Consider the following 11,934-nt stretch of genomic DNA (forward strand, 5'->3'; position numbering starts at 1 on the left):
GAGACGGCTCTAATCTACCAACCTGAATGTATAGAACTGTCACAGGTCGGTAAGGTTGAGGGTGAGGATGTAAGGTGAATTTGGCACGTTACAAACTGTCTGATTTCACACCGCCCCTTCCCCATAATTACCCTGCCTCACGAATGACTCTCTTTAGACATAACCATTAAAATCACCACGCACTACGTGACGAATAATGACGATCGCATTTATATCGCCGAGTTATTTAAAGCCAAATAACAATAACCCTTCTCACTATAAGTTTTTATTCCTTAGGTCTACGACTATCCTCATTAGAGCGATTTAACTATTAAACACTAAGGAATAGAACATGACGAAAGTTGCATTGGTAACCGGTGCGGGTCAAGGAATCGGAGAATCTATCGCCCTTCGCTTGGTTAAAGACGGATTTGCCGTAGCTATTGTGGATTACAACGGTGAAAGCGCTAAAGCGGTAGCGCAGCGTATTAACGAAGCGGGCGGTAAAGCGATTGCGGTCACAGCCGACGTCTCTAACCGGGACCAGGTCTTCGCCGCCGTTGAAACAGCTAAGCAACAGTTGGGCGGCTTCGATGTGATCGTCAACAATGCTGGTATCGCGCCGAGCACGCCGATTGAAGAAATTACGCCGGAAATCGTGGATAAGGTTTACAACATCAACCTGAAAGGGGTGATTTGGGGTATTCAGGCTGCCGTCAAAGCGTTCAAAGAGTTGGGACACGGCGGTAAAATCATCAACGCCTGTTCACAGGCTGGGCATATCGGTAACCCTGAACTGGCTGTCTACAGCTCCAGTAAATTCGCCGTTCGTGGCTTGACGCAAACCGCTGCGCGCGACCTGGCTCCGCTTGGCATTACCGTCAACGGCTTTTGCCCCGGCATCGTGAAAACGCCGATGTGGGATGAAATCGATCGCCAAATCTCCGAAGCCGCCGGCAAACCCAAAGGCTACGGCACCGAACAGTTCGCCAAACGCATTACTCTGGGCCGCCTGTCCGAACCGGAAGACGTGGCTGCCTGTGTTTCTTACCTGGCCAGCCCGGACTCTAACTATATGACCGGTCAGTCTCTGCTGATCGACGGCGGTATGGTATTTAGTTAATCAACGAATTTACCCATGATGGCCGGCTCCATATGCCGCAGCCCCTACGCTCTCCCGCCACTCGTCATTTCAGACGGGAGAACGTCATTCTTCTCCCCCTCTACGCCCCCAAATATTCCTGTCAGCCACACCCATTTCTATTTGACATTTCTTCACAGGCCATACGCCAATTCAAGCGTTGAAAATAGTTAATTGAGGAACAATGACTTTGGCTGATAACCGCTATCGGTTATTGAATGCCTGGTAAAAGTCACTGAATTTACTATAAGTTTTTATTTAATACGCCAGACGCTACCCTAGCCATAATTGATTAATGAAATTTATTAGAAGGATAACAGATGACAAATAAAGTTGCGCTGGTCACAGGAGCCGGTCAGGGAATTGGTGAGGCCATCGCGCTTCGTCTGGTGAAGGATGGGTTCGCCGTCACTATCGTCGATTACAACGCTGAAAGCGCCAAACAGGTCGCACAGAAAATTAACTCCGCTGGCGGTAAAGCCATCGCGATTACGGCGGATGTCTCCGACCGAGATCAAATTTTCGCCGCCGTCGAAACAACCGAACAGCAGCTTGGCGGTTTTGACGTGATCGTCAATAACGCCGGGATTGCGCCGCGTGGCCCGATTGAGAACATGACGTCCGAGATCATCGACCGCGTTGTGGATATCAATATCAAGGGCGTTATCTGGGGAACGCAGGCCGCGGTTAAAGCCTTCAAAGAGCTGGGCCACGGCGGCAAAATCGTCAACGCCTGTTCACAGGCAGGCCAAGTCGGCAACCCCGATATGTCCATCTATAGCGCCAGCAAGTTTGCCGTGCGCGGACTGACGCAGACAACCGCACGCGACCTTGCGCCGCTTGGTATTAACGTCAACGCCTTTTGCCCCGGCATCGTCGTGACCCCGCTCTGGCAAGAGTTCGATCGCAAGTTCTCTGCCGCCGCGGGTAAGCCGGAAGGGTATGGCACGGAGCAATTCACCCAGCAGATTGCGCTAGGTCGTCCGTCTAAGCCGGAAGATGTCGCGGCATGCGTATCCTATCTTTGCGGACCCGACTCCGACTACATGACGGGTCAGTCATTGTTAATCGACGGTGGCATGGTCTTTAAGTAAGCGCCAAACCTGAGCCGCGAAGTCGAGTGTTTCCCGCCTGCTTGATGTTGTCTCTGGCGGGAAACCATCCCTCTACCGTCCCTCTCTTTGCCCTTCTCTTTTTTTCGATTCCACCAGCGGTTATTCCGCCATAGCCCACCTATCAATTCGATAGAAATAACGGCCTCAAGTATAGGGTTAAAACAGGTAAAGTAATTCAGTCACGGAAAGTCACTATTTTGTTATTCCCGGGATGATAGACCTATACGCGGCAGCCCGGTCAGGCCTGGACAGAGGGAAGAGCGACACGCCCAGGGAAAGACAGAGCATCAGGCGGCAGTAGACCGAGGTTTGTCGGAAATCAGCACAACGGACTCAACAGCAATACACCCCTTATTGTTGAACATCGCAAGGAAGAAGAGGCAAATTATGAGCAATATACCCGCAACGCGTCGTGGCGCCGGCTGGAAAAAAACGCTGGTCGCCATATCATCACTCATCGTGTTTCAGTCGGCATTCGCTGATACCCTAACCCGCGACAATGGCGCCCCGGTCGGCGATAACCAGAACTCGCAAACCGCCGGTCCCAACGGTCCGGTTCTTCTTCAAGACGTCCAGCTGCTACAGAAACTGCAGCGTTTTGACCGCGAACGCATTCCGGAACGCGTGGTTCACGCTCGGGGAACCGGCGCGTACGGCCAGTTCACCGCTACAGAGGATATTTCCGATCTCACGGTCGCCGATGTATTCAAAAAAGGAACGCACACGCCTGTTTTCGTTCGGTTTTCCAGCGTCGTACATGGCAACCACTCCCCCGAAACGCTGCGTGACCCGCGCGGTTTCGCCACCAAATTCTATACCACACAGGGTAACTGGGATTTAGTCGGCAACAACTTCCCGACCTTCTTCATTCGAGACGCCATCAAGTTTCCCGACATGGTGCATGCTTTCAAGCCGGACCCACGCACCAATCAGGATAACGATGCCCGTCGCTTCGACTTTTTCTCCCACCTGCCGGAATCAACCCGTACTCTGACGTTGCTTTACTCCAACGAAGGCACGCCGGCAACCTACCGAAATATGGATGGTAACGGCGTTCACGCCTACAAACTGGTTAACGACAAAGGTGAAGTTCACTACGTGAAGTTCCACTGGAAAACGTTGCAGGGCGTGAAGAATCTGGATCCCAAACAGGTTGAAGAAGTGCAAGGAAAGGATTACAGCCATATGACTAATGATTTGGTCAGCGCTATCCAGCGCGGCGACTATCCAAAATGGGATCTTTATGTTCAGGTGCTGAAGCCGGAAGACCTGCAAAAGTTCGACTTCAATCCGCTGGACGCCACCAAAATCTGGCCTGACGTCCCTGAACGCAAAATCGGACAGATGGTTCTGAACAAGAACCCGGATAACTTCTTCCAGGAGACCGAGCAGGTCGCCATGGCGCCTGCCAATCTGGTTCCCGGTATTGAAGCGTCTGAAGACAAACTGCTGCAGGGCCGAATGTTTGCTTACGCGGATACCCAACTGTACCGGGTAGGAACGACGGGGCTGAGCCTGCCGATCAATGCGCCGCTTAAAACCGTCAATAACGGCAATCAGGATGGTACGTTGAACCACGGTCATACCCAGGATGAGGGCGTTAACTATCAGCCCAGCCGATTGCATCCGCGTGAAGAGCTGGTTTCCGCCCGTTATAGCCAAACTCCACTGAACGGAACGACGCAGCAAAGCAAGATTCAGAAGGAGCAGAACTTTAAGCAAACGGGCGAACTATACCGCTCTTATAGCGAAAAAGATCGCACCGATCTGGTCAATAGTCTGGGTTCGGCCTTGGGAACAGCAGATGTTGAAAGCAGAAATATCATGCTGTCGTACTTCTACAAAGCCGATCAGGAGTATGGATCGCGACTGACGACGATCGCCAAAGGCGATTTGACGAAGGTGAAGAGTCTGGCCGCTAAACTAAGCGACTAATGATGCCTGGCCGCCCGTGGATATCCCTACAGGCGGCCACTCATTTTAGGGAATGCCATCATGAAACTTCTGTTATCGCTCGTCACGGGCTGGCTTCTGCTGTTCGGCCTCGCACAGGCTCAACCGCCAGAAGACGCCGGGAACGTACAGTCGCAGTTAAACCATTATCTGTGGGATGCCGCCCGAAACGGCAAGCTGCACATCATCACCGAGTTCATCCACTCGGGTTACAACCTGAATGTGCAGGATGAAAAAGGGTATACCGCCGTGATCCTCGCGGCCTATCACGGCCACGAAGACGCCGTCGCACTCATGCTAAAACACGGGGCCGATCCCTGCCTGAAGGACAAACGAGGTAATAGCGCGTTGATGGGCGCCGTATTCAAAGGCGAACTACGTATCGCCAAACGGCTGCTTGCTGCTGAATGTAATCCGGACGAACGCAACAACGCCGGACAGACGGCGGCCATGTATGCCGCATTGTTCAAACGCACCGAGCTTCTTCACGACTTGCAGCGAAAAGGCGCCGATATGAGCACCAAAGATGCCATGGGCAACAGCGTAAAAACGCTTGAGCGCGGTGACGTGAAAGGACAGTGACGCTCCCCCCCGGCGGCCCTACCGGCCGCTGCCTCCCAGAAGCGCCATAACACTCAATCGCATCATCGCGTTAAACCCTTCACGTTTTACGGCAAAGGCCCCCCTCAAATATCGACGTCCACGATGACGCCGGTTTCATCAACCTCTGTAAACAGGCTCGCGATTTTTCGTCTCAGAAGGCTTTGACGTCATCAAAAAGATTACGTTACCGTAAGTGCTTTCCCGCACACGTATTTCAGGATGGCGTCAGGCACTCCGATTGCGGCTATCGGCTCGTGTAATGACAGGCAAATGAAACGCGTTCTCGAGCAGCATATTCCTTTTATCGTGCGAGTGGATGTTCGAAACGGGGTCTGGGGTCTGGGGTCTGGGGTCTGGGGTCTGGGGTCTGGGGTCTGGGGTCTGGGGTCTGGGGTCTGGGGTCTGGGGTCTGGGGTCTGGGGTCTGGGGTCTGGGGTCTGGGGTCTGGGGTCTGGGGTCTGGGGTCTGGGGTCTGGGGTCTGGGGTCTGGGGTCTGGGGTCTGGCACTATATGGGTTGATTGAGAAGATCGCGACAAACGGCCAACCCGCTATCTATTCATTGAAATGATGGTATACGTCTTCAATTGCCAAGGTGAAAAAGACGCCTAGCCCGGCCACTTGTGGCAGAAGCGTCTCTCGTAGATTCATCATTCGTTGGCATTCATCGGCATAAGGCCAACCTTGCTAACACGGCTCCGAGGTGAATTATTGGGGTGATACCAGCAAGATAACTATCCAAAATAGGGCATTCATCAACCGATGGGTTCGGCCTGAGCCACTCAGAGGTAGAAATAAGCTAAAGCACCTACAGCAATCCAAAACAGCAGGCAGCCAACAAATGAAGCAGTCCAGGCTTTACGCTTCAAATCGGAGTCTTGGTTGTCGCCCATAGTAATTATCTCAATCATCCTATTGCTTACTTTATGTCGATATGATTTTGGTGGGTCATGATATATCAATATCGGCATCCCCAATCGGTACTTTAATGTTCAATTTCGCCCTCATATCGTCCAATAAGTCATCATGGCTTGGTCAAACGGAAGGTAAATCGTTGCACTGAAGAACGAGATAATCGTTATTTAATTGATATTAAAGGAGTGTTAATCATAGCCCATCGGGAAAGAAATGCCTGTGACAGCAGACTCCTGCGTAAAAAAACGCCATGTTATGTCCACATTGGGGAATACGCTGACATTTAGAGAACATTTATGTATAAGATAACGGTAAAACAACCAGTTTGATCGCAATATTACCCCAGTTTGACGTACATTCGTCACCGCATACGGCAGCCCATCGACGCTCAAACCGAGGATCTAGTGAAAAGATTTATCGCCATGCTCATCATCAGCAGCCTCCTGTCCGGCTGCGGCAGTATCATTAGTCGCAACATCAAGGGACAGGGACACGGCCATCAATACTATCCCGGCGTACAGTGGGATGTGCGTGATACCTGGTTGAAATATATTACGTTTATCGATGTTCCCTTCTCTATCATCGTCGACACTATCTTGCTGCCCGTCGATATGCGGCATGGCCCCTACGAGTAACGCCAGCGTCGGTTTAAACGCGTTACTCGCCCCTCTTTTTGGCTGAATTCTCGCTGGCGGCGCTGTTCTGAACCGCCGTCAGCCAATCCCGATAGCTGGCAGGCCATTTCACCGTCGGCGTTCCCGCTTTTCCCATACCGAAGGCATGTCCGCCGCAGCTATAGCGATGCATCTCAACCGGAACATGTTGGCGCTGGCAGACTGCCGCCATGATTAAGGCGTTATGCGGATCGGAAACGGGGTCATCTTCCGCCTGCGCCAGAAAGACTGGGGGCGTGGCCGACGTCACGAAATTCTGTACCGACCACGCGGCCTCTGCCGCTGGCTCGGCGTGTGGACCCACCAAAATGTTATGGGTTGAGGTACGTGTATAGGGCTTTTCCAAAGTGATGACCGGATAAATGAGCGCGGCATGTTCCGCATAGGCGGGAACCTCATCAAGCGCATCCTGAGCAAGATAAGCCCTAAAATCGGTGCGCGTTATCGCCATTCCCAGCAAATGACCTCCGGCGGAAAATCCCAAAACGCCGACGTGCTGCTGGCGGCAACGTATCATCCGCAACGCCCTCTGAGCATCCTGTAATGCAACCAGATTGCCTGCGCCCCAGCCCTCGCCCGGCAGGCGATAGCTAAGAACATAGGCCGTGTACCCAAGCGCCGCCAGCCAGTTCGCGGCAGGCCACGCCTCATCGCCCATTTCTATGTGTTTATAGCCCCCACCGCCAGCGATCAATATGCCCCAGCCATTGGGATTCGCAGGCATAAATACATCCAGAGAAGGTCGGGAGATGTGTTTCAGCGCCCCGCCTGAGGAAAGCACCTCGTCCCCTGCCGGCCCGCCGCCGCCCGGCGGAATATCGCCCCACAGCAAAAGCGTTGTTCTTAGCGGTGCGGCGGTCGCCCAACTACCGCAAAAAGGCGTCACCAGCAGCGCCGCCGCTGAACCCGCCAGAAAATATCGGCGATTTATCTTCATAACAGTATTTCTCCAACTGAAATCAGCCACAGCCCTCATCTGCGATGCCTTAATACACAAGCATAGGGCAGCCCGGTCAGTTCCACTCCCAACGGATCCCTGTAACACGTTAAAACAGCGCTAAACCCCTGTTTCTTCCAAGATTCCGGCAGCACCGACTTCGCTGTTTTCTCAGCGAACACTCACGCCGTTCTTCCCAAGCCAACGCTAACGGTGAGCGTTGTACGTTTATCGTTGGAGGCTAAGCGTGGAGACAAAAACGGCTGCCCTTTCTCGTGATTGAGACAGGTACAGCCGTGATATGGGGAAAGGTCAAAGCGAACTTACCGGTTGGTCTTCGTTAACTCGGAACGGCCTGCGCGACGGCCTCACGGGACCAGACGCGGTGCTCCTGCATGGCGTGGATAAATTTCTCCGTGACCGTATTGGCATCCTCTTCTATCAGCACGCCTTCATCCGGCTCAGGCAACGGTAGCGCCTGATACAGGCTAAGCGCATCCCCTTGCAACCCGATCGCCTTGAGATGTTTGAACGACTGCAGCAGATAGTACTTAGCATTGCCGTCGGATTTCAGCGTCTCAATGCTCTGCTTACCGGTCGGCACCATCACCGCATCGACCAGAACGGAAGGATTCCCTTCAATCGTTCCCGCCACGTCCAGCTCCTGCCCTTGCAACGTTTTAATCTTACCCAGATGGGGAGCAAAAATTTTGGTATGAATCCCCTGCTTATGCAGCGCTTTTTCGATTTTCTCGACCGATGCGCCGCACACGCCGTCCGCCGCCAGAATCGCGACCTGTCGGGATTTCAGCGTCTGCTTTTTACCTGCATAGATGCTGAGCGTTTCATCCGTCGTGATGCCGTTAATCGCGCCGGGCAGTGAATGTTCCCGCTGTTCGGCGGTGAGCGTTATCCCCAGATTCGCCGCCACCTTCTGCGCCAGATCGTGATCGATATAGGTTAACTGGTCCACCACGCGCTCGCGGATCCATGGACGCGCCACCTTCCCTAACTCAAAGCTGAAAGCCCCTACGATGTGATTTTTTTCCACGTCGGTCTGACTGAGCCAGAATAATCGAGGCTGGGAATAGTAGTCGGCAAACGACTCGCTACGTCGACGTATTTTCTCGCCGTCCAACGCTTGAGGATAGGTAGAGAATCCGCCGTTAACGTCAGCCGGCGCGCTCTCCCGCGGCCAGTTGTTATTAATCGAATTGGGTTCGTAGTTTGACGCCCCTGTGATTTCCATCCGGTGCATGCCGTCTCGCTGATGATTATGAAACGGGCAAACCGGTTTATTGATCGGCAGTTCGTGGAAATTCGGACCGCCCAGTCGGGTAATCTGCGTATCCAGATAAGAGAATAATCGTCCCTGAAGCAGCGGATCGTCGGAAAAGTCGATCCCTGGCACAATATTACCGGGACAGAACGCCACCTGTTCCGTTTCGCTGAAGTAGTTGTCCGGATTGCGATTGAGCGTCATCTTACCGACCCGTTGCACCGGCACGAGAGACTCGGGGATCAGCTTAGTCGGATCAAGGATATCGAAATCGAATTTGTGCTCGTCCTCCTCAGGGATGATCTGCAGCCCCAGCTCATATTCGGGATAATCGCCGGCTTCGATCGCCTCCCACAGCTCCTTACGATGAAAATCGGGGTCTCTCCCCGTCAGGAGCTGGGCCTCATCCCAAATCAACGATGCCACGCCGTAAACCGGCTTCCAGTGGAAGCGGACAAAGTGACATTTCCCTTCGGCGTTGATCAGCTTGAAGGTGTGGATCCCGAAACCTTCCATCATGCGATAACTGCGTGGAATACCGCGATCCGACATCGCCCAGGTCACATTGTGCAGCGTTTCCGGCTGTAGGGAGACATAGTCCCAGAAGGTGTCGTGGGCGCTCTGCCCCTGCGGAATTTCATTATGAGGCTCCGGCTTCACCGCATGGACGAAGTCGGGAAACTTGATTGCATCCTGAATAAAGAAGACCGGCGTATTATTTCCGACCAGATCGAAGTTACCTTCCTGCGTGTAAAACTTGGTGGCCCACCCGCGAATATCCCTCACCGTATCGGCCGATCCTCGCGAGCCTTGTACGGTGGAAAAACGCACAAACACCGGCGTTTTCACTTCAGGATCCTGTAGAAACTCCGCTTTGCTGTAGCGAGTTAGCGGAGCGTAAACCTGGAAATAGCCGTGCGCGGCCGCCCCGCGCGCGTGAACCACGCGTTCAGGAATGCGCTCATGGTCAAAATGCATGATTTTCTCGCGGAGGATAAAATCCTCCAGCAGCGTAGAGCCGCGTACTCCGGCCTTGAGCGAGTTTTGGTTATCTGAAATTTTAACGCCCTGATCCGTACTCAAGGCTTCATGCTCTGGATCGGTGCGGTATTTATCCAGCTGTTCTGATTTAGCGTTGATGTTTTTAGGCGTTTTTGCGCTGCCGGGAAACATCGGCTCCGCGCCTGGCGGTGTCGGACTGCTTACCGGTTTTACCGCAGCATCGCTGGGTGCGGTATCCGACAGATGTGGCTTAACCGACTGCGAAGCGTCCAACTTCACACTCTTCGCCGGCTTTCGATCCTTTTCATCCTTCATGCTGCCTCCTGTTAATTGTTAAAAAACAGATACATAAGAAAGTCACAAACATAACCCTGCTTTAAATATAGTTAATGTTTTGTGATAGGGGACGATACCGCCGCTGAGAGGAATTCATTCAGGCGAGGACATTCGGGAGAGAACGCCCTGACAGGCATTGATGGGATAAATAAAGAAGGAAAATAATCACAGTCGCGCCCTGTAATAAGGCACCGCCGACTTATCCTTCTCAGTCAGGAGCATGGTGAATGACAAAACGTCTATGGAATCAAACAAGACGACGAGCAATTCGGCCACGAAAGCCGAGTCGCGTGAAGAAGAACTCGTCCTTGAGGTCTGGGATGCGTGTGCCGAAAACACCACGATGAGCCAAATGGAAATCTCGTTACCGCGCGGAAATTAAACCACCTCGGTAGCCGGTCAGCAACCCGATACCCGGCGATTCGAAACCGCCTGACTGTATATGGTTATCGCGGATCGCCAATCAGATTTTTAATACTTCGATACCATAATCTGCAGGGTCCACAATGCCTTCAAGCTTGCCTGGCTGCGCCAAATCACTCCCGGAGACAACACTATGAATATTGCTTTCCAGGAAGCGGATATTTTTGACAATATTGACTTTGACAGGTTCGCCTCGACCATTGACGTCCATGATCCAGGCGAGAAATCCCCCGTTAAATTTCGCCAACGTGCCAATAGGATGGGGGCCATAGATACGAATGTATTCTATCAAAATGGCCTTATCATAGGCTTCCCCGCATTCATTGACATGACGATAAGCGACCAACGGGTTGCGGGCAGGGCTGCCGTTGCGTCGATGTATCGCTTTTCGCCCCTTTTTAGATCTTAGTCCGCTATGACCTGTATTAGGTCAATATAATTGGAACCTTTTCTAGCTTATTTCGGTAATCATCTACTGCCTAAGTTGTTGATATTTTAAATCTCCAACATTATTTAGATAAAATAATTTAGCTATCGACCTTATCAACTACTTGGTTATATTGACTTAAAAATTCAATAAGAATGTTGATGTTATCCACCCCCCACTGATTCGATATTGCGATCTCTTCTCCTGAAGCAAGTTCAATCAGGTCTTCGTCACGCATATGATAACGATTGAGTTTATTGTCAGAGATTACTGATGCTAACTCTATAACTTTATTATTTAATCGGCGATCCAACGCACACCTGACGGAGTCAATATCTTCGAATGAATTATCCTTGATCCAGTCAGAAATTAGCGTTAAAGCCAAATTCTTTTATTATAGACTTGCCCATTGTAGTTATACATAGAGTAATCTTTGGATTTCGACCTGCTGATTTTTTGTTCAATTTGTTTTTCACGAAACTTAACCTGATAATCAGCCAGTTCCGGGACAGGAATGATCTGGTCTATATCAATGAAAATATTTTCAGCAAAAAAGTAACCTGTCATTCTTACACAGGTGATATCAATCCCTTTGCTGATTAGCCAAAGAATGGACGACGTGATTTCTTTATTATAATCCCCAGAAGCAAGTATTATTCTTACATCATTACCAAACTCATCGATATTCGACTCATCCAAACCGGTGAAATTCAGAATCTCAGCTTTCGCATTGCGCTCGATTCCTTGCTTCTGGAGATAGCTTTCATAATATCCGCATGCTTTCTCAAACGTCATGGTCGAGACCATCCCTGCATAACGAAGGGCCTGAAGCTCCATATGAGAGCCGGTCTCATCACGTTTTAACTCAATGACGACAAGATTTGCGTTCTTATCTATCGCCAACAAATCAATTCGACGTCGGCTATCTTCCCAATCGGAAAACTCTTCAGAAATAATCAGACAATCCGGTGCAATAGAGGCAATATTACTTTTGATCGCCTGCTGTAAATCATACCGTTCAGTAATACCCGCAGACTGAAAATTGGTTTTCCTCACTGCGCTCAGTGACTTATTTTTAATATGAAAAAGCGACATATCTTTATTATCCATAAATGATTTTCATCTATTATATCAATAATCAGGTGTTGGACA

The 11,934-nt window shown here is 51.2% G+C and carries 11 protein-coding genes; 5 read left to right on the plus strand and 6 right to left on the minus strand.

The annotated features are described in order from the left end of the window. Window positions 1-331 precede the first annotated feature (331 nt). The 4 genes from I6N93_RS13350 to I6N93_RS13365 all read left to right on the plus strand — a co-directional run bounded on the left by I6N93_RS13350 (window position 332) and on the right by I6N93_RS13365 (window position 4,770). Window positions 332-1,102 (plus strand): (S)-acetoin forming diacetyl reductase, encoded by a 771-nt coding sequence (locus tag I6N93_RS13350; protein ID WP_085689390.1) that lies wholly within the window; start codon window positions 332-334, stop codon window positions 1,100-1,102. Window positions 1,103-1,440: 338 nt separating this feature from the next. Further along, on the plus strand, window positions 1,441-2,214 hold the full coding sequence (locus I6N93_RS13355; RefSeq protein ID WP_085689387.1) for a (S)-acetoin forming diacetyl reductase: 774 nt from the start codon (window positions 1,441-1,443) through the stop codon (window positions 2,212-2,214). A 408-nt stretch (window positions 2,215-2,622) separates the two neighbouring features. Beyond that, a complete protein-coding gene (locus I6N93_RS13360) occupies window positions 2,623-4,170 on the plus strand; it encodes a catalase (RefSeq protein WP_094107920.1) in 1,548 nt (515 codons plus the stop codon). A 60-nt stretch (window positions 4,171-4,230) separates the two neighbouring features. Further along, window positions 4,231-4,770, plus strand: coding sequence for an ankyrin repeat domain-containing protein (locus I6N93_RS13365; RefSeq protein WP_085689384.1), 540 nt, complete (start codon window positions 4,231-4,233; stop codon window positions 4,768-4,770). An 801-nt stretch (window positions 4,771-5,571) separates the two neighbouring features. Here I6N93_RS13365 and I6N93_RS17470 read toward each other — a convergent pair. Further along, a complete protein-coding gene (locus I6N93_RS17470) occupies window positions 5,572-5,760 on the minus strand; it encodes a YmiA family putative membrane protein (protein ID WP_085687889.1) in 189 nt (62 codons plus the stop codon). 366 nt (window positions 5,761-6,126) lie between these two features. Between I6N93_RS17470 and I6N93_RS13375 the strand changes: the two genes are divergently transcribed. Continuing rightward, a complete protein-coding gene (locus I6N93_RS13375; protein WP_085687887.1) occupies window positions 6,127-6,339 on the plus strand; it encodes a YceK/YidQ family lipoprotein in 213 nt (70 codons plus the stop codon). A gap of 22 nt (window positions 6,340-6,361) precedes the next feature. Here I6N93_RS13375 and I6N93_RS13380 read toward each other — a convergent pair whose 3' ends face one another. The 5 genes from I6N93_RS13380 to I6N93_RS13395 form a co-directional block, all read right to left on the minus strand. Beyond that, a complete protein-coding gene (locus I6N93_RS13380) occupies window positions 6,362-7,309 on the minus strand; it encodes an alpha/beta hydrolase (protein WP_085687903.1) in 948 nt (315 codons plus the stop codon). Between the two features lie 346 nt (window positions 7,310-7,655). Then, entirely contained in the window at window positions 7,656-9,911 is a 2,256-nt protein-coding gene (gene katE / locus I6N93_RS13385; protein ID WP_085687885.1) for a catalase HPII, read from the minus strand. 484 nt (window positions 9,912-10,395) lie between these two features. Further along, the gene (locus tag I6N93_RS13390) at window positions 10,396-10,701 is read right to left on the minus strand and encodes a hypothetical protein (protein WP_139829930.1); all 306 of its coding nucleotides are present in this window, start codon (window positions 10,699-10,701) and stop codon (window positions 10,396-10,398) included. A gap of 181 nt (window positions 10,702-10,882) precedes the next feature. Then, on the minus strand, window positions 10,883-11,095 hold the full coding sequence (locus I6N93_RS17385) for a hypothetical protein (RefSeq protein WP_309251714.1): 213 nt from the start codon (window positions 11,093-11,095) through the stop codon (window positions 10,883-10,885). 62 nt (window positions 11,096-11,157) lie between these two features. After that, complete coding sequence (locus I6N93_RS13395; protein ID WP_309251715.1) at window positions 11,158-11,892, minus strand: hypothetical protein; 735 nt, start codon at window positions 11,890-11,892, stop codon at window positions 11,158-11,160. Between the last annotated feature and the right edge of the window lie 42 nt (window positions 11,893-11,934).

The organism is Lonsdalea populi, from assembly GCF_015999465.1.
Lineage (GTDB): Bacteria > Pseudomonadota > Gammaproteobacteria > Enterobacterales > Enterobacteriaceae > Lonsdalea > Lonsdalea populi.

Excerpts from the sequence above, each read along its gene's own strand:
- I6N93_RS13350 (WP_085689390.1), top strand. The coding sequence starts at position 332 with ATGACGAAAGTTGCATTGGTAACCGGTGCGGGTCAAGGAATCGGAGAA.
- I6N93_RS13355 (WP_085689387.1), top strand. The coding sequence starts at position 1,441 with ATGACAAATAAAGTTGCGCTGGTCACAGGAGCCGGTCAGGGAATTGGT.
- I6N93_RS13360 (WP_094107920.1), top strand. The coding sequence starts at position 2,623 with ATGAGCAATATACCCGCAACGCGTCGTGGCGCCGGCTGGAAAAAAACG.
- I6N93_RS13365 (WP_085689384.1), top strand. The coding sequence starts at position 4,231 with ATGAAACTTCTGTTATCGCTCGTCACGGGCTGGCTTCTGCTGTTCGGC.
- I6N93_RS17470 (WP_085687889.1), bottom strand. The coding sequence starts at position 5,760 with ATGCCGATATTGATATATCATGACCCACCAAAATCATATCGACATAAA.
- I6N93_RS13375 (WP_085687887.1), top strand. The coding sequence starts at position 6,127 with ATGCTCATCATCAGCAGCCTCCTGTCCGGCTGCGGCAGTATCATTAGT.
- katE (WP_085687885.1), bottom strand. The coding sequence starts at position 9,911 with ATGAAGGATGAAAAGGATCGAAAGCCGGCGAAGAGTGTGAAGTTGGAC.
- I6N93_RS13395 (WP_309251715.1), bottom strand. The coding sequence starts at position 11,892 with ATGGATAATAAAGATATGTCGCTTTTTCATATTAAAAATAAGTCACTG.